The organism is Chryseobacterium candidae, assembly GCF_004916905.1.
In the GTDB taxonomy this organism is placed as follows: Bacteria; Bacteroidota; Bacteroidia; order Flavobacteriales; family Weeksellaceae; genus Chryseobacterium; species Chryseobacterium candidae.
In genome coordinates this window covers 34975-56833 of record NZ_SDLV01000023.1, presented here as the reverse complement: position 1 = coordinate 56833, position 21859 = coordinate 34975, and the positions used below count along the sequence as shown (strand labels likewise).

The window sequence follows — 21859 nt, the reverse complement described above, 5'->3', positions numbered from 1 at the left end:
TTTAAGAAATATTTATAATAAAAAATTGAAGGAAATTCGTTAAGAATTCTAAATTTGCAACTTGTTAAAATAGTAAAATGACAAATAAACTAAAAATCACTTTTCTTCTTGGGATTTTCATCATGATATTCTCTTCAAATATGATGAATGCCCAGCTAAAACAAGGAGATTTGGTGGATGGTATTGCAGCTGTTATCGGGGATGAGATTGTATTGGAATCTGATGTAATCGAGCAGATGAATTATGGTAAACAGCAGGGAGCTGCCAACACGGATAAATGTGAGTTCCTGGAAAACCTTATCAGCAATAAGCTTCTTGTATACGAAGCAAAAAAGGACACCTTAATTGAGAACCGTTCTGCAGCCATCAAAGAACAGGCTAATGCAAAATACCGTCAGATGCTTTCTCAGTTTCCGGATGAAAAAACAATGCTTGCAGCCTATAAGTTCAGAAATGCTTATGAACTGAAAAATGCTATTGAGAAAATAGATACAGACCAGTATTACGGACAGGCAAAATACCAGAGAGTTACTGATAAAGCAGACGTAACCCCAAATGAGGTAACTGATTTCTACAATATGTATAAAACACAGCTGCCACAGGTAAAAGATGAGGTTACTTTAGCTCAGATCATGATTTATCCGTCACTTACAGAAGCTCACAAACAAGACCTTATCAACAGATTGAAAAAAATCAAGCAGGATATTATCGGAGGGGAAACTTTTGAAAGCCAGGCAAGAATCTATTCTGAAGATGAAGGATCAGCGGCCAACGGAGGATTATATAAGAATATCAATAAAGGGCAGATGGTGAAGCCATTCGAAGCTGCTGCATTGAACCTTCAGGAAAATGAAATCTCAGATCCTGTTGAATCTGAATTCGGATTCCACATTATTCAGTTGGTAAAAAGATCTGGTAAAGTATATGATGCAAGACATATCTTGTTGAAAGCTGTTCCTACTGATGATGAGATCAAAACTGCAAAAGCAAAATTAGACAGTATCAGAGGGCTTATTATGGATGGCAAAATAACATTCAAAGATGCGGCTTTTAAATTCTCAGATGATAAAAGAACAAAATTCAACGCGGGGATCATTCCCGGAGCTGATGGTTCCGATAAAATTGAAAGAGAAAGTATCCCTGGAACAATCAGCTACGAATTGGCAGGATTAAACAAAGGAGATATCACTACTGCTTTTGAAGATGAAGAGAACAAGAGAAAACAAATCAAGATCATCAAAGTGGAAGATGTGATTCCTTCTCACCAGATTACCCTGGAAACAGACTTCAGCAGAATCAAGCAGATGGCGCTGAATAAAAAGAAAAGTGAAATGGTTGAAAAGTTTGTCAACTCCAAGTTGCCAACCACTTTTATTTCAATCGACAAACGTTACGACAGCTGTAACTTTAAGTCTAACTGGAAGAAACAATCCATGTCAAAATAAAATCTAAACCTTCAGAATTTCTGAAGGTTTTTTTTATCATCAGACTTTATAAAGACGAAAACCATGATGGAAAATATTGACAGATATTTCCCGGAAAACCATTGTTTTTAGTATTTTTACGCATGAGCAATTTTATAGATTTTAACGCTGCAAAAAAAATTCATGACATGGAGGGAACACACAATAGAATTTCACACCTTTTCAATATTAAATATCCGATTATCCAGGCAGGGATGATCTGGCATTCAGGCTGGAGACTTGCTTCCGCAGTTTCCAACTGTGGAGGATTAGGAATAATAGGAGCAGGAAGCATGTATCCTGATATCCTGAGAGAAAATATCCGGAAATGTAAACTGGCAACAGATCAACCATTTGGGGTAAATGTACCGATGTTATATCCTAATATTGAGGAAATCATTCAGATCATCCTTGAAGAAGGAGTGAAAATTGTATTTACGTCAGCCGGTAATCCGAAAACCTATACGGAAATGCTGCAGAAAGAAGGTATAAAAGTAGCCCATGTAGTATCCTCTACCAAATTTGCTGTAAAATGCGAAGACGCGGGAGTTGATGCCATCGTTGCAGAAGGTTTTGAAGCAGGAGGGCACAACGGAAGAGATGAAACAACTACATTCTGCCTTATACCTAATGTAAAAAAGCATATTTCTAAGCCTTTAATCGCAGCCGGAGGAATTGCTTTAGGTTCACAGATTAAAGCTGCAATGATTCTTGGTGCAGATGGAGTACAGATTGGTTCCCGTTTTGCGGCTACAACCGAAGCAAGTGCTCATGAGAACTGGAAAAAGAAAATCACAGAATTACAGGAAGGAGATACACACCTTACTTTAAAAGAACTGGCACCTGTAAGAATGGTTAAAAATAAATTCTTCAATGAACTGGAAGATATCTATGTAAACGGAAGAAATAAAGATGCCTTAATTGCCTCATTAGGAAGAGCCAGAGCAAAAAAAGGAATGTTTGAAGGAGATATGGAAGATGGAGAGCTGGAAATAGGTCAGGTTTCTGCCTTAATAGATGAAATCCTTCCGGTGGAAACTGTTTTCAGTCATCTTTTAAAAGAATTTGAAGCAACAAAAATGCCTGTTTTTTAATATGATTTTTATTTGATGGAAGGAAGAATAATTAATGTAAAGGGACAAAAATTATATATTGAACACAATAATCAATTTGAAGGCAGGCCTACAATTATATTTCTGCATGATTCATTAGGATCAGTACAGCTTTGGAGAGAATTTCCTGCTAAGCTATCAGAAATTGCACAATGCAATATCCTCGCGTATGACCGTTTAGGTTATGGGAAATCTTTTCCTATGCTTACTCATGAAAGACCCGTAAATTATATGGAGCTGGAAGCAGATTTGTTAAATAATTTATTGATCGAAATGGATATTGATAATGCAATTCTCTTTGGACACAGTGATGGAGGAACAATAGCCTTAATTACCGCTTCAAAATATCCTGAAAGAATAGAAGCCGTTATCTGTGAAGCTGGTCATATTTTTGTGGAGGAGGTAACTTTAAAAGGAGTTTATGATGCCTGGGAAGCTTATAAAACGACCAATCTTCCTCAACGTTTACAGAAATACCATGGTGATAAAGTAGAAATGCTTTTCAAAGCCTGGACAGAAACCTGGACACGCGAAGATTACAGAACCTGGAATATTGAATATCTGTTGAAAGATATTAAAGCTCCATTGTTATTTATTCAGGGAGAGGCTGATGAATACGGAACTTTAGATCAGGTAGAAAAAACAGTGACTCAGGTGAGTGGAAGTGCAGAAAAATATATCATCCCCGGAGTAGGACACACACCTCATAAAGAAGTGCCTGAGCTTGTGTTGGAGAAAGCGGCCGGATTTATCAGCAAATATTTCTAATATGCAATATCAAACAAGACACCTATTACCGGGTGTCTTTGTTTTGTTAAATAACAGATTCATCTATTTTTTATTTTAATAACTGAAGTTCAGCTGTAATGTTTTCCTTTGCCTGGTTTTCATATTTTTCACTAAAATACTCTGTTTTAAAGATACTTTCAAGTTCAAGAAAATGCTTAAGTACTTTTCTGCGTCCCGGTTTGTAAAGAAAGTCAGGATAGATAGCATATTCTTTCCTGATATTTTGAGTATACTCCAGATAAGTTTTAAAATCTTTACCCAATACAGAAAGGTCAGCATCGAGAAGATAATTCGTTTCCTCACTATCAGACTGCTGATGTGATTTTGTTGCCAGAATCTGTGCAGAAATGATTGAAATTTTATGTTTATCTATATGAAGTTCGGCAAGCCTTTTTTCTGCCTTGGCAGCACTTTTCTCCTCATTGACTTTGGAGGTAGCAGCATAGATAATATCATGGTAAAATACAGAAAAAGAAAGAGCGGTAAAATCTGAGATATTATTTCTCACTGCTTCAAGCTCTTTAAACATATTGTCAAGATGAAGAAGATTGTGGTAATGTCTGCCTTTTTCAGAATATTGGGTTTCAATCTCTTTCCACAGGCTGTTGATCAGCTGTTTGTCTTCCGTGAAAGGAGAACAAAGTGCTTCAAATTGATTTTTCAGATTCATAGAAATAAGATATAAAAAAAGGAACTTTTAAAAAGTTCCCTGATTTGCTTCCAGAACAGCCTTCAGCTCAGCCCAGCCTCCGCCGTTATAACCGTCCTTTAATCCTTGAGCGTTAAGATAATCCAAAGCCTTTCCGCTTCTGTTTCCACTTCTGCAGAATAAGATTACTGGTTTTTCAACAGATAAGATCTCATCCTGTCTGTCTTCCACTTCACCTAAAGGAATATTCTTAGCACCATCTATATTACCGTCCATTTCAAGCTCCATTGGCTCACGAACGTCGATTAATTCATAGTTTCCTGATTGTATTACTTCTATTAAAGACATAGTTGTTGGTTTAAACATTAAATTAGAAACGAAATTACGTATTTTTTTTTTGAAAAAATTCCTAATGAAAATATAATTTTTTCAGAAAAGAACCATCAGTGGAATGTACTTTGGCAGAAATCAGAACATTGATAAAATAATCTTAATTTTGCAGTGTGAAATTAATGAATGCAGACGCTGAAAAATATTCCCAACAGATAAAGTCCAAGGCAAAAAGTTTTGGGTTTCAGAATTGTGGCATTTCGAAAGCTGATTTTCTGGAGGAAGAAGCTCCTCATCTGGAAAAATGGCTGAAGAATAATTATAATGGCGAAATGAAGTATATGGAAAATCATTTCGATAAAAGGCTTGATCCGAGACTCCTGGTAGAAGGTTCAAAATCTGTGATTTCACTTTCCTATAATTATTTTCCTGAAGAAAAGATTTCAACGCTGGAGAATTTTAAAATCTCAAAATATGCTTATGCAGAAGACTATCATGAAGTAATCAAAGAAATACTCCGTGAAATGGTTGCAGAGCTGCAGGAAGAAATAGGCGGATTCGGATTTCGTGTTTTTGTAGATTCTGCACCGGTTTTGGAAAGAGCCTGGGCTAAAAAGTCGGGAATAGGCTGGGTAGGAAAAAATGCCAACCTTATTACCAAACAAAGCGGTTCTTTTTATTTTCTGGCTGAAATTATCTGTGATCTGGAGCTGATTCCTGATCACGCCACTACAGATCATTGCGGAAGCTGCAGGAAATGTATTGATGCCTGTCCTACAGATGCCATCGTTTCTGAAAAAATTATAGATGGAAGCCGGTGCATTTCTTATGCAACCATAGAGCTGAAAAATGAAATTCCGGATTATTTTAAAGATAAAATGGAAGACTGGATGTTCGGCTGCGATATCTGTCAGGATGTTTGCCCATGGAACCGTTTTTCCGCTCCCAACAAACAGAGCCGTTTCCAGCCCAATGAAGCTTTGAAAAATTTCAAAAAAGGAGAATGGAAAGAACTTACCCAGGAAATTTTCTCCGAAATCTTCAGAAAGTCCCCAGTAAAACGCACAAAATTTACAGGACTTAAGAGAAATATAGAGTTTTTACAGAAGTCTTCAGACTGATTTTTCCCTAAACTTTCGGTGATAATCCCTCATTTGGAATTTTTTGAATTTCCAAACCAGAGCTGATAATTGACCATTCCTCAAATTTTTCGCTTTAAGGAGGTGAAGATTTACATCAATAAGTTTCTTGAAAAGCCTTTCCTATAAAGAAAAAAAGATTTTCAGGAGATTAAAATCTCACAGAAAATCAACGTTTTTTTTGTATTCTTTTAGGAGCCGTTTTTACTCTTACTTTAAATCTTTTTTGGGATTTAGTATTTTTACGCATATTTGTGAATGTTTCGTAACTAAATATAGCTAATTTTTCGATTAAAACAAATACTTTTACTAAAAATTGTAGATTAAATTTTATTAAAACATGACTGTGAAAACTGTAGCAATGTATCTCCTGAAAGTGATAGGAATTATTTTAGGAATTGTGATTATTTATGCCATCCTTGGGCTGCTGATTCCCTATATTCCCGTTTCTGCAAAAGATGACGGACTGAAGAAAGAAATCCCTATTTATATTTATACTAACGGAGTGCATACTGATATAGTAATGCCGGTGAAAAATGACCTTCAGGACTGGAGTCAGAAAATTCCTTTCGGAAATACTAAATCTAAGAAAACAGATTATCAGTATATAGGAATAGGATGGGGAGACAAAGGGTTTTATCTTGATACGCCTACATGGGCAGATCTGAAATTTTCTACAGCTGTGAAAGCAGCATTCTGGCTAAGTGATTCTGCAATGCACTGTACTTACTATAATACGATGAAAGAAGGTGATGACTGTAAAATGATTATGATCAGCAGAAGCCAGTATGAAAATCTTGTGAAATATGTAGAAGATAAATTTGACAGAGACCAGAACGGAAATTTCATGCTGATCCCTACCAATGCTGTATACGGTGATAATGATGCCTTTTACGATGCAAAAGGTACTTACAGCTTTCTTTATACCTGCAATACCTGGTCCAATAACGCTTTAAAAGCTGCAGGACAGAAAGCCGCCCTTTGGACACCGTCTGATTTCGGAATCTTTCAGCATTATAAATAAAATATGAAAATGATTTTTTTGTTTTTCACCATCTTTTGGATGTGTTCATGTTCACAAGAGAGAAAAAATAATACAATAAGAGCGGTAGAAACACCAGTAGTTGCAGAAAAGAAACCTGAGGCAGATCTTTCTAAATTAAAATTAAAAGCAGACGAAGCTTTGAAATTCTGTGCTTCAAAGAATCTTAACAAAGATTTCTGCATTCTCATTGATATGAGCCTTCATTCTGGTGTTAACCGTTTTTTCGTTTGGGATTTTAAAAACAATAAAATCGCCAAGAAATATCTCGTAGGACATGGCTGCGGTTCCAATTCATGGAGTAAAGATGATTCTAAAGCAAATCCCGGATTCAGTAATGAAGACGGAAGCCACCTTTCTTCCCTGGGAAAATATAAACTGGAAGGAAGAGGTTACAGCGATTGGGGAATCAATATAAAATACCTGATGCACGGCCTTGAAGAAACCAATAGTAATGCTTTAAAAAGATTTATCGTCTTTCATTCCTGGAATCTGATGAGTGACGAAGAGGTGTTCCCAAAAGGTTCACCCGAAGGATGGGGCTGCCCAACCGTTTCCAACAATGCAATGAGGGAAATAGATCCGATGATTCAGAAATCAGGAAAACCTGTCCTGATGTGGATCTATAATTAAATCTTTGTTATACCTTTGTTTCATAGTATTTAGGTTAACTGATTCCGTTTTATGAAACATACCCTTTTCCGTGAACAACAGCTCAATTGTGATATAGAAACCGCCTGGAAATTCTTTTCCTCAGCCAATAATCTTTCAGAAATTACCCCGAAAGACATGGAATTCATTGTATTGACGGAAATGGAAGATGATGAAATCTATGAAGGAATGATCATTGATTATTATGTTTCTCCGCTATTCGGTATTAAAATGAAGTGGCAGACAGAGATCACCCATGTTGATTACCAGAAAAGCTTCATTGATTTTCAGAAAAAAGGTCCGTACAAACTCTGGAACCACCACCATGAATTTATTCCCAATGAAGAAGGTGTTCTGATGAGAGACACCATAGATTATGAACTTCCCATGGGATTTTTAGGAGAAATTGCCCATCGCCTTTTCGTCAGAAAGAAACTGGAACATATCTTTGATTATCGTTTCAGGATATTGAGTAAGTTGTTCTAGCCATTCAATAGAAATGGGCTTTAGCCCGTTTGAATAAGAAAACAAAATTTCAATTGGCTTTAGCCAAAACTTAAAACAGTCAATAATCAGATATATTACATTTCTTATTTTATTCTGAATTGTAGAGGTAGATTCTCTACGGAATGGCAGACTGCATGAATAGACTTCGCGTTCTATTTGTCATTCCATAGGAATCCCAATACGAATAAATAAGATTATTCATCCATTGTTTAAGTTTTTTTAACAGTTCAATGGCCGGATTTTCCGGTAAAAATCCCTAATTTTGCCAGACTATCGTTTTTTACTGAAAAACTAAAGTATTCTGATTGACATGGCAGGTCTGAGGTCATTTTTCTTATTTTATATCATACTGGTTTTTTCCCTTTTCAATTCGAATTGGGTAGAAAAATCGTTGCAGAATATCCCTCATGTTCCTCCTGTAACAAACATTCATGTTCTGGATGTTTACGAAGAGGCAGATATGAATACGCATGCATTGCCTGCTGCTGCCAAAATTGTAAAACATTCAGTTAAAAAAAACGATCCTGGTATTGCAGATTTTTCAGGAATATTAAAACGTATTCCAAAAATTACGCTTCCTGAGATCGCAATTTCTATTATCTGTGGCGTTAAATCTTTTCTCCATCTCCTCCAGCTGTACTAGGTTTAAGTTTTTGAAAAACAAATCATTTTAACGGAAATCTTATAACTTAAACATTTAAAAATGTATTTTAAAACTGTAATAATTTGCATTCTTGCAACATTATTCGCTGTGTCATGCAGTAAAGACAAGAAAAACAACAATCAGAAAGATAAAGAAGTTCCCGTACTGGAAATCAAAGAAAAAGATACATTGGTGAGCAACCAGTTTGTCACTGATATTCAGGCTAAAAAGAATGTTGAAATGCGTTCCAGAATCGGAGGTATTATACAGCATATCTATGTAAATGAGGGGCAGTTTGTCCATCAGGGGCAGGCTTTATTTAAAATCAATGATGCCGAACTGCAAATGGAACTGCTGAAAGCCAATGCAGCATTAAAACAGACTGAGGCAGATGTTCGTATTGCAGAAGTAGAACTGAAACAGATTCAGAGTCTTCATGCCAAAAAATTTGTGGCCAACAATGAGCTGGAAATGGTGAAAGCCAAATTATCCTCTGCCAAAGCAAAACATGCATTTGCCGATGCAGAAAAGAGAACCGTTCTTCAGAAAATAAGCTTTACAAGAATTACGGCACCTTTTGATGGAGTGATTGATGTAATTCCCCATAAAGACGGAAGTTTGGTGGAAAACGGTACTTTGCTAACCACACTCTCTCAATTGAATGAAGTGTATGCCTACTTTTCCATTCCTGAAAACTTATATTTTGAGCTTTTAGCCAACGATAAGATCGGAAATCATCAAAAGATCGAACTGACACTGCCAAACGGAGTGAATTACCAGTTCAACGGAGCTTTGAAAACCGCTGAAGGAGAAATCGACAGAACCACAGGTTCCATACGTTATAAAGTGCTTTTCCCGAATCCGGACCGTTTGATTAAACACGGTACTTCCGGGAAGCTTATCATTTCCGAACAACAAAATAATGCGATCCTTATTCCGCAAAAATCAACCTTCTCCATTCAGGATAAGACCTATGTTTTTGTTGTGGATAAACAGAATAAAGTGAAAATGACCAATATTAAGATCGGAACTACCCTGAGAGATTCTTATATGGTGGAAAGCGGTCTTAAAAAAGGAGATTTAATCATTTATGAAGGAACTCAGTCTTTGAAAGATGGTGATATTATCAAAATCAAAAAGAAGTATTAACCTTTCATAATCTTTAAATCAATTGACTATGGTAGAAATGTTTATAAGACGAAAGGTTCTTTCGTTGGTTATTTCCATATTATTTGTATTACTGGGAATTATGGCGTTACTGAAAATGCCGATCACCCAGTTTCCCGATATTGTACCGCCTTCAGTAACCGTTACAGCAAAATATACAGGAGCGAACGCCGAAGTGTCTGCCAATGCGGTAGCCCTTCCTCTGGAACGCGCGATCAACGGAGTACCCGGGATGACGTATATGTCTACGGTAACCTCCAATGACGGTCTTACTCTTATTCAGGTGTTCTTTGAGGTAGGAACAGATCCTGATGTAGCAGCGGTAAACGTTCAGAACAGAGTAACAACTATTCTTGATGAGCTTCCTGAAGAAGTAATCAGAGCTGGAGTAACTACTGAAAAAGAGGTGAACAGTATGCTGATGTACCTTAATATCACCAGTGCAGACCCCAGCCAGGATGAACAGTTCATCTATAACTTTACGGATATTAACGTCCTTCAGGAGCTGAAACGTATTGATGGAGTAGGGCGTGCTGAGATTATGGGACAGAAAGAATACTCGATGAGAGTATGGCTTGATCCTCAGAAAATGGCAGCGTACAATATTGCTGCAGATGAGGTAATCACTTCCCTGCAAAAACAGAATATTTCTGCAGCACCAGGAAAAGTAGGTGAAACCTCTGGTAAAACCTCCAGCCAGCTTCAGTATGTGATTAAATATAAAGGAAAGTTTTTTGAGCCTAAACAATATGAAGAAGTTCCCATCAGGTCTAATGTGGACGGAACCATTTTAAAGCTTAAAGATATTGCTAAGGTAGAATTCGGAGCGATGAACTACGGAATGGTTTCTAAAACAGACGGAAGGCCTTCTGCATCCATCATGATGAAACAGCGTCCCGGTTCCAACGCATCTGAAGTGATTGAAAGTGTAAAAGCAAAAATGGAAGAATTGAAAGTCACCTCTTTCCCTCCCGGAATGGAGTATAACATGGCTTATGATGTTTCCAGATTCCTTGATGCTTCCATCAGTGCAGTATTAACAACCCTTATTGAAGCCTTTATTCTGGTAGGAATCGTAGTCTTTATCTTCCTTCAGGACTGGCGTTCCACATTAATTCCTGTGCTGGCTGTACCCGTAGCTTTGGTAGGAACTTTTGCATTCATGAATATGCTGGATTTCTCTGTCAATCTTTTAACATTGTTCGCATTGGTTCTTGCCATCGGAATTGTGGTGGATAACGCCATTGTCGTCGTTGAAGCCGTTCACGTTAAAATGGAAGAAGGAATGAATGCGATGGATGCCACCATCAGTGCCACCAAAGAAATTGCAGGAGCGGTAGTAGCAATCACGATCGTAATGTCTGCCGTATTTATTCCTGTGGCATTCCTGGATGGTCCGGTGGGAGTATTTTACCGTCAGTTTTCATTAACATTGGCCATCAGTATTGTGATTTCTGGTGTCAATGCATTGACGCTTACTCCGGCACTTTGTGCGATTATTTTAAAACCTCATGACCACAATAAAAAGAAAACCATTATCGACAGAGCTTTCCAGAGTTTCAATACAGGATTTGAAAGACTGACCAATGGTTATGTGGGGATTTTATCAAAATTTGCCACAAGAACTACAGTAACTTTCGGGCTGTTGTTTCTATTTGTGGGACTTACTTTTGTGACCAGTAAATTCCTGCCAACCGGATTTATTCCAATGGAAGATCAGGGAATGGTGTATGTAAGTGTTACCACTCCGCAGGGTGCAACAGTCGAAAGAACAGAAAAAGTATTGGATGAAGTTACGGTTATTGCGAAGAAAATTAATGGAGTGGAAAACGTGACCACACTGGCAGGATACAGTATCGTCACAGAAATCGCAGGTTCATCTTACGGTATGGCGATGATCAATCTTAAAGACTGGAAAGAAAGAAATATCTCAGTGAATGATCTTATTGCAGAGCTTTCAGACAAAACGAAAAGCATTGCAGATGCACAGATTGAAATCTTTGCGCCGCCAACGGTTCCGGGCTTTGGTAATACCAGTGGTTTTGAATTGCGTTTGCTGGACAGAACCGGAGGAACAATTGAAAATACAGATAAAATTACGAAGGATTTTGTTAAAAAATTAAACGAAGCTCCCGAACTGCAGAACAGTTTTACCAGTTTTGACGCTACTTTCCCGCAATACATGATCAATGTGGATTATGATATGGCAGCGAAGAAAGGCGTATCAGTAGACAACGCAATGTCGACATTACAAACGATGCTGGGATCTTATTATGCAACAAATTTCATCCGTTTCAGTCAAATGTACAAAGTGATGGTACAGGCAAGTCCGGAACATAGAGATACGCCTGAAAGTATTCTGAATTTATATTTAAAAAATGACAAAGGCGAAATGGTTCCTTTCTCAACCTTCATCACCATCGAAAAAGTATATGGTCCTGAAGTACTCACAAGGTACAATATGTATATGTCCGCTATGATCAACGGCGAGCCTGCTGATGGTTATAGTTCAGGAGATGCCATTGCAGCGGTAGAACGTGTAGCCAAAGAATCTTTGCCGAGAGGATTCGATATTGAATGGTCCGGAATGACAAGAGAAGAAATTTTATCAGGAAACCAGACCGTTTATATCTTTGCGATCTGTCTCTTATTCGTATATCTCTTACTTGCAGCGCAATATGAAAGTTTCCTTCTTCCCATGCCGGTATTATTGAGTCTTCCGACAGGAATCTTCGGTTCTTATATCGCTTTGGTAATAATGGGATTGGATAATAATATCTATGCACAGGTAGCTTTGGTCATGCTGATCGGATTGCTGGCCAAGAATGCCATCCTGATCGTAGAATTTGCGGTAGCAAGAAACAAACAGGGATTTGATATTGTTCCGGCAGCTATTGAAGGAGCAAGGCAGCGTCTGAGACCGATTCTGATGACTTCTTTTGCATTCGTAGCCGGACTTATTCCTCTATGCATTGCATCAGGAGCGGGAGCAATCGGTAACCGTTCCATTGGTACAGCGGCAGCAGGAGGAATGCTGATAGGAACTATCTTCGGATTGGTGGTGATTCCGGGACTGTATATATTCTTTGCAAAACTTGAAAATAAGAAGAAAGATGAAAAGATTAAATCATAGAAATATATTGTATGGAATAGCATCACTGAGCCTGGTTTCCTGTGCTGTTCCCAAGGTAACGGAGCTGAAAAAAGCTCAGGAATTGCCGGAGGAAATCATTAAATCCGACAAAAGCAAATCTCCGGATGAATTCCAGCAGATCAACCTGAAAGCTTATTTTACAGATCCGCAGCTGCTTGAACTTTTTGATAAAGTAGTTCAGGCAAATCCTGACTTCCAGATTGCACAGCAGAGAGTAGAGATTGCCAACAGTTTCCTTCAAAGATCAAAGATGGATTTATTGCCATCTCTTGAAGTGGGAGTGCAGGCTTCCGGTGACCGCTACGGAAAATATACAATGGAAGGAGTGGGGAACTATGACACCAACCTTTCACCCAATATAACGGAAAACCAGAAAATCAACAGAGATTTTACCCCTAATTACTGGCTGGGCGCAAGAAGCAGCTGGGAAATTGATGCCTGGGGAAAACTGAAAAATAAGAAGATTGCAGCTCAAAAGAAATTTTTGGCTTCCACGGAAGGGTTAAGATTATTACAGGTGGAGCTTTTCACGGATATTGCCAACCTGTATTACCAGTTGGTTGCTTTAGATAACCGTCTTGCCATTTATCAGAAGAACTATAAACTTCAGCAGAGAGCCTTTGAAATTGTTCTGGCTCAGCGTGAAGTGGGAAAAGCTACGGAATTGGCAGTTCAGCAGTTCAAAGCTCAGAATAACAACTGGCTGGCAGAGATTGAACACATAAGAGTGGAAATCGTGACAGTAGAACAGGCAATCACAACATTGACAGGAAGCTACGGCGGAGAGGTGAAGCGCGGTTCAATACTGATGCCTACCAATATGGAAGTCTTGAATAAAACCATTAATGTAGAAAATGTGATCCATTCCAGACCGGATGTGGCTGCCAATTATTATGTGTTGGAAGCTTCTCAGGCTGATGCGAAAGCTGCAAGAGCCGCTTTTTACCCCAAAATTGATTTAGGTGCCGGTTTCGGACTGAATTCTTTTTCTGTCGAAACATTCTTTAAACCAAGTTCCCTTGCCGGGCAGTTGTTGGGAGGATTAATGGTTCCTGTTTTCAATAAAGGACAGTTGAAATATGAATTCAAAGTAGCAAGTAAAGAGCAGGAAATTGCCTTTTTAAATTATCAGAAAAGCATTACAACTGCTTTTAATGAACTTCAGTCGATTCTGAAACAGACTAAGATCTATGAACGTGTTTTAAAACTGAAATCAGAAGAAGTTGGGTTTCTTGACCGTGGTGTAGAGGTCTCCAATGATCTTTATCTTACTGGATATGCCAATTATTTCGAACTGATCAATTCCCAGAAAAGCAAACTGACTGCTGAACTTGATCTATTGCAGTTTCAGCACCAGAATACCAGAAATAACGTCCTGCTGTTTAAAGCATTGGGAGGGAAACTGGATTGATTTTTACTTTTTTTACGATGAAGGAGCTGTCTTTTAGGCAGCTCCTTTTGTATTTTAATCAGCTTCTATGGATTTTCGTAATGATCATTGAAATAATGCGATACGATCTAACTTTTTACAAGTTGAGTTAACTTTTTTTATATGTCCCTAAAAAAAGAGACTGTCCGAAGGGCAGTCTCTTTGTGTATGGTTTAAAATGAATCTGCTTTTAGAACAGAAACATTTTATAAGTACATATTATTTAACTAGCTGAATTTCAACAGCGGAAAATCCTTTAGGAGATTTCTCTTTTTCGAAAGATACTTTGTTTCCTTTTTTCACCGGCTCTGTACAGTTGTTATTGTGGAAGAAGATGTTTTCTTTGGAATTATCTTCCGTAATGAAACCATATCCTTTTTCACTCAGGAAAGTAACAATTCCTGTTTTTCTTGGATCTTCTTCAATGATAGGTGCTGCACCCAGCTGAATATCATCAAGGTTTACTTCCTGTCTTTGTTCAGGGGGAGTAGAAGTTAATCTTCCGAATTCGTCTACATACATGAAGACATCCTCCGCTCCTTTGTTGTTGTTCGTTTTACGTTCTTCGCGTCTTAGCGCCTTTTCTTTTTGCTTTTGAATTTTTTTCTTGAAATTTTCCTTTTTAGAAAAAGAATCTGCCATAAATTATTTTTAGTATTTAGTTTCTATAAATTATTGAGTTCAATCTGGCCTGTTTTTAGACCCTATAAAGCCTGGCTATGTTTTCTGTCCTGGATAATCCCAATCATACAGAGCTTTAAAATTCCGACAAGTATTGTTCTTAATAGAAGAATAAAAGTTAAAAAGATGGCTGCTCAAAAGGCAAAGACTGAATAAAAAATATTCGGGTCGTTACAGAAAACAAAGTAGAGACTTGGTTTATAATGTACAAATATACAACAATAAAATGAATAATCAGGTTTTAAATGATTGATTATCAGAAAAGGTTAAAGTGATACCTTATATTCGGCAGGAATGATATAAAGGAAGTTGTAATAATTGGATAAAAAAATCCTCAGAAGCCTGAGGATTATAAAAAAATATATTAAAAATGAAGTGGTGGTGCGTAATACGGGAGGAAGGTATCAAATGTTATGCCTAAAATCTACGCGAGTTTGTGAATTATCCAAAAGTGTTTAACTGAAAAGCTATGTAACAAAGCGTATCTGATTGGTAAATAACATTCTATTAGAAACTATTTTTCACATGAAATAATAAATACTTTTCCTTTGGTTTAAAAATAATTAATAGAAATTTCCGAAAATTTCACCATGTTGAGGCCGTTTTTATTATTGATCTTTGTCTTATTAATATTTAAATATAAAAACATGTCAACACAAAATGTACAGGGAAAAGTTGTTTTAATTGCCGGAGGAGGTAAAAATTTAGGAGGATTATTAAGCAGAGATTTTGCATCAAAAGGGGCAAAACTGGCAATCCACTACAACAGCGAAAGTTCAAGAGCAGAAAGCGAAAAAACACTCGCTGAAGTGCAGGCTTTAGGGGCTGAAGCATTTTTATTTCAGGGAGATCTTACTAAAGTAGATCATATCACAAAGTTTTTTGATGAAACCATTTCCCGTTTCGGAGGAATTGATATTGCGATCAATACTGTAGGAATGGTACTTAAAAAGCCATTTTCAGAAACTACGGAAGCTGAATATGATACGATGTTCAATGTCAATTCCAAGTCGGCTTACTTCTTTCTTCAGGAAGCGGGAAAAAAACTAAACGATCACGGAAAGATTTGTACCATTGTTACTTCATTGCTGGCGGCTTACACCGGATTGTATTCCACCTACGCAGGAGCAAAAGCACCGGTAGAGCATTTTACAAGAGCGGCTTCCAAAGAATTCGGAGCAAGAGGTATCTCCGTAACGGCAGTGGCCCCCGGCCCAATGGATACTCCTTTCTTCTACGGGCAGGAAACGGATGATGCAGTGGCTTATCATAAATCGGCATCCGCATTGGGTGGACTTACTGATATTAAAGATATTGCACCTCTGGTAGAATTCCTGGTAACAGAAGGATGGTGGATCACCGGACAAACCATCTTTGCCAACGGCGGATATACAACGAGATAATATATTATAAAATCCAGGCAAAAAAGAAACTCACTGAAAAACAGGATTCAGTGAGTTTTTTATGGTAAAAGAAATAAGAAAATTAAAAGGTTTTAATCTTTCCTTTCTCCCATATACTTCTGATAATAAAGAATAATCCGAGAAGAACAAATGGAATACTCAAAAGCTGCCCCATATTCAGGCTCATTCCGTGCTCGAATTCTACCTGATCTACCTTGATAAACTCAATCAGGATTCTCATGATGAAGATCAACAGAATACTGATTCCAAAATAAAACCCTTTTCCGATTTTAAAGATATTCTTCCTGTAAATAAAGTATACAGCAATGAAAATGATAAAATAAGAGATAGCTTCATAAAGCTGAGCAGGATGTCTGGGAAGATCATCCACCTGACGGAAAATAAAAGCCCATGGAACATTGGTAGGAGTTCCTATAATCTCGGAATTCATAAGATTGGCAAGCCTGATAAAAGTACCTCCCAACGGAAGTACAATAGCTATTGCATCCAAAACGGTCATGAACGGAATTGAATACTTTCTGGCATAGATAAGAAGCATAATAACCAGACCAATACCACCACCATGGCTGGCAAGACCTGCAAATCCTGTGAAATGGTAGATCCCATCCGGTCCTTTCTGAATAGGTAGAAATATCTCTACCGGATGCTGGGAATAATAATCAAAATCATAAAAAAGACAATGTCCCAATCTCGCACCCACTAAAATTCCTATCAGTGCATAAGAGAATAAAGCTTCGTGGGCTTGTGAACTAAGCCCCTCTTTTTTATAAATTCTTTTTAAAATATTTAATGATAAAACAAGTCCCGCAAGGAAAAGTAATCCGTAATATTTTATGGGAAGCCCTAAAATATTGACGATTTCGGGATTGACATCCCAGTTGATATATAATAAATTCATTGCTGCAAAGATAAGAAAATAGGATTTTCCCGAAAATATGAACCTGTTCAGGATTTCTATGGTCTGGCTCATAAATCGTTAGCTACAATATTGGTTGTGTTGGGTGTACATCCAAAAGAAAGAATTTTTTTAGACTGAGATTAATAAAAATGTGTATATTTGCCCAGCAAAAAAAGAAAATGATTTTATCTAACCTTAAAAAATCAAAGAAACAGAACTTACGTCGAACGTCGTGAGTCATTTTCCTTTGGTTAGAAACTAAAATATATCAGGAGCTTGTCATCACGACAAGCTCTTTTTTTTTTGGAAAATATTCAACAATTTAAATCTATTATGAAAGTATTAAAATTTGGAGGAACTTCAGTAGGAAGTCCGGGGAGAATTGAGCAGTTATTACCTATCATCAGATCTCAGGCAGCAGATCAACATCTTGTTGTTTTATCAGCTGTTTCAGGAACTACCAATGACCTGGTAAAATTATCAGAGCTGTATGAGAAAAAAGATATTGAAGCTGCTTACAAACACATTGATGAAATGTATGATAAGTATAAAAGCTTTGTTAATGAACTGTTTAAAACTGAAGAAGGTATTGCAGAAGCATTACTGTTCATTGACAAAATTTTTGATCTGTTTTATCAATTTAAAAATAAAAACTTTACCTCCAGTGCAGAACGGATTATTCTGGCTCAGGGAGAAATTATTTCAACAACGCTTTTCCATTTCCATTTAAAGGAAATTGAAATTCCTTCAGTGCTATTATCAGCACTTGATTTCATGCTGATTGATGAAGATAAAGAACCCAATATTGATTATATCAGAGAGCACGCAGGGCGTAAAATTTCAGAATACCCTGAAGAAAGCTTATTTATCACTCAGGGGTATATATGCAGAAATGCCGAAGGTGAAATTGATAATTTACAAAGAGGAGGCTCAGATTATACAGCATCATTATTAGGAGCAGCATTACAGGTTGAAGAAATCCAGATCTGGACAGATATTGACGGATTCCATAACAATGATCCCAGATTTGTTCAGAATACAAAATCTATTGCCAGACTCAGTTTTGATGAAGCTGCCGAATTATCCTATTTTGGAGCTAAAATTCTTCATCCGCAAAGTGTTTTCCCGGCAAGAAAATATAATGTTCCCGTAAGATTACTGGATACGATGAATTTGAGTGCGTCCGGGACATTGATCTCCGGAGAAAGTACAAATCAAAATCAGATTGTAGCCATTGCCGCAAAAGACAATATTACGGCAATTCGTATTCAGTCTTCACGAATGTTGATGGCTTACGGATTTTTAAGAAAGGTTTTCGAAGTTTTTGAACGTTACAAGACACCTATTGACATGATTACTACTTCTGAAGTAGCTGTTTCACTTACTATAGATCAAACTGATTATCTTTCTGAAATTGTGAAAGAGCTGGAATCTTTTTCAGCAGTTGAAATTGATTATGAACAATCTATCGTTTGTATTGTGGGAGATTTCAGAAAAAACAATAAAGGGTATGCCACTATTGTTTCTGAAGCGGTAAAACATATTCCGATAAGAATGATTTCTTATGGAGGAAGTGAGAACAATATTTCACTACTGGTCTCATCTGCTTATAAGATAGAAGCCCTGAGATCCCTTCATAATAGATTGTTTTAGAAACAATTACCATCCTCAATAAAAATGTTGGAAAGAAATAATATTGTTAAAAATGTAAACTGCAACATCTTCCTTTAATTAATATAGATTGATGTTCAATACCGGTCATATAGAGCAGTCTGTATGACCGTTTTTTTAATGAGATGCTTTATATAATAGATTTTTTCCTGAAATAATATTCTTGGTTTCCTGAATATTTAAATTGAAAATAACCTCAAAAATGAACCTTTAGCTGTCTGATAAAAATAGAAGACCTTCACTGATAATGAAATGAAGTTAATTTAAAATGATTCTTGATGAAACATTTGGTAACTTTATGCTGCTACCAAAACAAAAATTATGCATCATCCGCTGGAGAAACATTATGTAAACAGAGTAGGCTGGCTTCGGGCAGCTGTATTAGGGGCAAATGACGGGTTGTTGTCCACCACAAGTATCGTCATAGGGGTTGCGGCAGCAGCTCCGGAACGGCATGTGATTATTCTTGCTGCACTGGCAGGAATGATTGCCGGAGCAATGTCTATGGCTGCCGGGGAATATGTATCCGTAAGCTCACAGGAAGATACTGAAAAGGCAGATTTGATTCGTGAGCAGCGCGAGCTGGAAGAAATACCCGAAATAGAACTTAGAGAATTGGCCAAAGTGTATGAAAGAAGAGGTTGTACCAAAGAAACCGCCATGCAGGTAGCTATTGAACTTACAGAACACGATGCACTTGGAGCGCATGCCCGTGACGAACTGGGTATAAATGAAATCACACAGGCGAAACCTTTGCAGGCAGCACTCGCCTCATTCAGTTCATTTGCAGTAGGAGCTTTATTGCCGTTTACCATTTCTCTTTTGGCTCCTCTTAAGCAAATGGTATACTTCCAGTATGGTTTTTCAATCATATTTTTAATGCTTTTGGGAGCTGTTTCTGCCAGAGCCGGAGGTTCCGATATTAAAATTGCCGTGTTGAGAATCTGTTTCTGGGGAACTGTCGCAATGGGAATTACAGCATTGGTTGGACATGTTTTCGGCGTAAATGTTACCTGAAAATGTAAATATTGTCTTTTGAAATCTTCTTGAATGGTAAATACAAGCCTACTGTGGGAGAGGAAACTTTCAATAAATCTCACAAAGAAGGAACTTTAACAACCTTGAAATGGTCAAACGGTTATTTCATCCAGCACGAAGTAGATTTTAATGCAGTAGATGGCGACAGTATATATCAGTTTTGTGATAAGTATATAAAAGATTTATTTTTTTTCGATAATAAAAACTCACCAGACATTATATAATTATGTTTGTATTTCTAATTTAAAAAATATTATTAAATACATAAGAACAGCTGCAAAATGAAGCTGTTCTTATGATGTATTTGTGTTGATAGAATTTGCCTGTAAGGTAATGGGAGCTTTACCTGTTTTTAGTGTAATTCAAAGGATTAATCAATGCGGACTACGTTGATTGTAAAAGGGGCTACAATATTTGTTGTATTAGGAGTTGATCCAAAAGTAAGGGCCTGAAATGAAAGTACCTGGCCTGCATTTATTTTTAGTAATGCAGAATTTGTACAGGTAACGAAAGACGGAGCTCCAGATACTTCAGGTAGAACAACTTTAGTATTGGTAAATGACTGCTGAATTCCGTTCAGACTGATCTGGGCATATCCTGAATAACCATCTCCACCGTCTTCTGTTGATCCTCTTTGAGGATAATTGATGGTAAAATCAATTTTATACAATCCCGTAGAAAATGCTGTAAAAGTGTTTCCTGTCATTTCACTGAGATTATCAAAAGTTTTTACCGAAACGGAGGTATTTACAAAAGTATTGTTTTGTGTAATTGAAACTATTCCGGTACCTCTTGCAGCACTGATGCTGGAAGAGTTTTTTAACTGTACAACGCCTGTACTGTTCACCGTTAAGCTTCCTGCCGTTCCTGCCGCAGCCTGCAGTCCCTCCAGTCTTACAGGGTTGGTCGCATTAATGTGCAGTTTATTTGTTGCAGGAGACGTTCCGATTCCTACATTTCCCGTTATAGGATTAATTCTCATTCTTTCAATTAAACCACCTCCGGTAGAATTTCCGATATAAAAATCTTCTTCCGAACCATTGGTCAATGTTGATCCCGTACGAACAGATCCTAATGCCCAATTTCCCCCACCTGAAGAAGGCCCGTTATTGGTAAAACTAAGCAATGAAAAATTTCCTGTGGCCAAAGCAGAAGTATTTCTTAAAGCGACAATTCCGTACTGATTGGTTCCGGCACTGGCATCAATCAAATTATATCGGTTTGAAGATGGAGTAGTGGAAACTACATGGAATTTTGTTTCAGGAGAACTTGTTCCCAATCCGATTCTGTGATTGGCTCCATCTACAGAAAAGGTAGTCCCGTCAACAGAAAAGCCATTGGTTGCCGTGGTTGTAAATGATAAGCTATTGGCATTTTGAGTCACTACTCTGTTTCCTGAAAGACTTCCGTCTGTATTGTAGATATTCATTGCAAAAGGAACCCATTGAAATCCGCTAAAATAGTAATATCCAATGTTGTCAATACTGCCAACCTCTGCTATACTTGGCGTTGTACCGGTGGGGGTAGTTGAGTCTGTAACATAGACAATGGTCCCTTTCTGGGCACTTCCGTAGATTCCCACATCCTTAGAAGCTAACTGCTGTTTAGAAACTCTTGGAGGCAGAATACCATCTCTCATACTTGTATTAGTACTTCCTGCAACATCTAAAGTTGCCTGTGGATTTGTAGTATTTATCCCTACCTGAGCTTTTATGCCTGCTGTTGCCGCATATATTGCGATTAGGGAATAAAATTTAATCATTTTCATATCGTGGGTTATTTAGCTTTTACTTACTGTACTGATTTCTAATAAATCATTGAGATTTTTTACTTTTAATTGCATTACAAGCAATATTGTAATTCGGTAAACAGCTGTAAATCAGATATGCAAATCTATTTTAATTTTATATCATATTCGATACGTAGAAATACTACATTTTTATAAAACAATATCTACAAAATTTTTTATTACGGAGATTGGCTACTATAGAACCACGAAAATTCAGGTTTGAACAAACAGTGCCGGTAAATAATTGGTCACGATATCTTATTATTTAAAATAAAGATTTTTT

General features: G+C 37.2%; 19 protein-coding genes and 1 pseudogene. 15 read left to right on the top strand and 5 right to left on the bottom strand.

Features of this window, described 5'->3' with window-relative positions; all coding sequences use genetic code 11:
- Nucleotides 1-77: 77 nt before the first annotated feature.
- The 3 genes from EK417_RS11435 (at nt 78) to EK417_RS11425 (ending at nt 3343) form a co-directional block, all read left to right on the top strand.
- Nucleotides 78-1445, top strand: coding sequence for a peptidylprolyl isomerase (locus tag EK417_RS11435; RefSeq protein ID WP_076596813.1), 1368 nt, complete (start codon nt 78-80; stop codon nt 1443-1445).
- Nucleotides 1446-1612: 167 nt separating this feature from the next.
- Nucleotides 1613-2557, top strand: coding sequence for an NAD(P)H-dependent flavin oxidoreductase (locus tag EK417_RS11430; protein ID WP_136522228.1), 945 nt, complete (start codon nt 1613-1615; stop codon nt 2555-2557).
- Nucleotides 2558-2572: 15 nt separating this feature from the next.
- Nucleotides 2573-3343: an alpha/beta fold hydrolase gene (locus EK417_RS11425; RefSeq protein WP_076596814.1), complete on the top strand. Its 771-nt coding sequence runs from the start codon at nt 2573-2575 to the stop codon at nt 3341-3343.
- A 70-nt stretch (nt 3344-3413) separates the two neighbouring features.
- Here the strand turns inward: EK417_RS11425 and EK417_RS11420 are convergent, their stop codons facing one another.
- Both EK417_RS11420 and EK417_RS11415 read right to left on the bottom strand, forming a co-directional pair.
- Entirely contained in the window at nt 3414-4034 is a 621-nt protein-coding gene (locus EK417_RS11420) for an HD domain-containing protein (protein ID WP_136522227.1), read from the bottom strand.
- Between the two features lie 27 nt (nt 4035-4061).
- Nucleotides 4062-4361, bottom strand: coding sequence for a rhodanese-like domain-containing protein (locus tag EK417_RS11415; RefSeq protein ID WP_047420452.1), 300 nt, complete (start codon nt 4359-4361; stop codon nt 4062-4064).
- 164 nt (nt 4362-4525) lie between these two features.
- Between EK417_RS11415 and queG the strand changes: the two genes are divergently transcribed.
- From queG to EK417_RS11375, 8 genes are all read left to right on the top strand, one after another.
- Nucleotides 4526-5464, top strand: a complete 939-nt coding sequence (gene queG / locus EK417_RS11410) for a tRNA epoxyqueuosine(34) reductase QueG (protein ID WP_076596816.1) — start codon at nt 4526-4528, stop codon at nt 5462-5464.
- Between the two features lie 358 nt (nt 5465-5822).
- Complete coding sequence (locus EK417_RS11405; protein WP_136522226.1) at nt 5823-6506, top strand: TIGR02117 family protein; 684 nt, start codon at nt 5823-5825, stop codon at nt 6504-6506.
- Between the two features lie 3 nt (nt 6507-6509).
- A complete protein-coding gene (locus EK417_RS11400) occupies nt 6510-7157 on the top strand; it encodes a murein L,D-transpeptidase catalytic domain-containing protein (RefSeq protein ID WP_136522225.1) in 648 nt (215 codons plus the stop codon).
- A gap of 51 nt (nt 7158-7208) precedes the next feature.
- On the top strand, nt 7209-7661 hold the full coding sequence (locus EK417_RS11395) for an SRPBCC family protein (protein WP_110367734.1): 453 nt from the start codon (nt 7209-7211) through the stop codon (nt 7659-7661).
- 331 nt (nt 7662-7992) lie between these two features.
- Complete coding sequence (locus EK417_RS11390; protein WP_136522224.1) at nt 7993-8325, top strand: hypothetical protein; 333 nt, start codon at nt 7993-7995, stop codon at nt 8323-8325.
- Nucleotides 8326-8385: 60 nt separating this feature from the next.
- On the top strand, nt 8386-9474 hold the full coding sequence (locus EK417_RS11385; protein WP_136522223.1) for an efflux RND transporter periplasmic adaptor subunit: 1089 nt from the start codon (nt 8386-8388) through the stop codon (nt 9472-9474).
- Between the two features lie 28 nt (nt 9475-9502).
- A complete protein-coding gene (locus tag EK417_RS11380; protein WP_136522222.1) occupies nt 9503-12625 on the top strand; it encodes an efflux RND transporter permease subunit in 3123 nt (1040 codons plus the stop codon).
- Entirely contained in the window at nt 12606-14057 is a 1452-nt protein-coding gene (locus tag EK417_RS11375; protein WP_136522221.1) for a TolC family protein, read from the top strand. The genes EK417_RS11380 and EK417_RS11375 overlap by 20 nt, the downstream gene beginning before the upstream one ends.
- A gap of 237 nt (nt 14058-14294) precedes the next feature.
- On the opposite strand, the gene EK417_RS11370 is transcribed toward EK417_RS11375, so the two are convergent.
- Entirely contained in the window at nt 14295-14717 is a 423-nt protein-coding gene (locus tag EK417_RS11370) for a cold shock domain-containing protein (protein ID WP_076596824.1), read from the bottom strand.
- 686 nt (nt 14718-15403) lie between these two features.
- Here EK417_RS11370 and EK417_RS11365 point away from each other — a divergent pair.
- Nucleotides 15404-16159 (top strand): SDR family oxidoreductase, encoded by a 756-nt coding sequence (locus tag EK417_RS11365; RefSeq protein WP_076597636.1) that lies wholly within the window; start codon nt 15404-15406, stop codon nt 16157-16159.
- Between the two features lie 82 nt (nt 16160-16241).
- Here EK417_RS11365 and lgt read toward each other — a convergent pair whose 3' ends face one another.
- A complete protein-coding gene (lgt, locus tag EK417_RS11360) occupies nt 16242-17078 on the bottom strand; it encodes a prolipoprotein diacylglyceryl transferase (protein ID WP_136522279.1) in 837 nt (278 codons plus the stop codon).
- 333 nt (nt 17079-17411) lie between these two features.
- Between lgt and EK417_RS11355 the strand changes: the two genes are divergently transcribed.
- The 3 genes and pseudogenes from EK417_RS11355 to tssD form a co-directional block, all read left to right on the top strand.
- Nucleotides 17412-18731: an aspartate kinase gene (locus tag EK417_RS11355; RefSeq protein WP_136522220.1), complete on the top strand. Its 1320-nt coding sequence runs from the start codon at nt 17412-17414 to the stop codon at nt 18729-18731.
- Between the two features lie 339 nt (nt 18732-19070).
- Nucleotides 19071-19766 (top strand): VIT1/CCC1 transporter family protein, encoded by a 696-nt coding sequence (locus EK417_RS11350; RefSeq protein ID WP_136522219.1) that lies wholly within the window; start codon nt 19071-19073, stop codon nt 19764-19766.
- A 20-nt stretch (nt 19767-19786) separates the two neighbouring features.
- Nucleotides 19787-19964 (top strand): annotated as a pseudogene (gene tssD / locus EK417_RS21100) (type VI secretion system tube protein TssD); the annotation flags it as partial.
- Between the two features lie 193 nt (nt 19965-20157).
- Here tssD and EK417_RS11345 read toward each other — a convergent pair.
- Nucleotides 20158-21555 (bottom strand): phage tail-like protein, encoded by a 1398-nt coding sequence (locus EK417_RS11345; protein WP_076597633.1) that lies wholly within the window; start codon nt 21553-21555, stop codon nt 20158-20160.
- Nucleotides 21556-21859 lie beyond the last annotated feature (304 nt).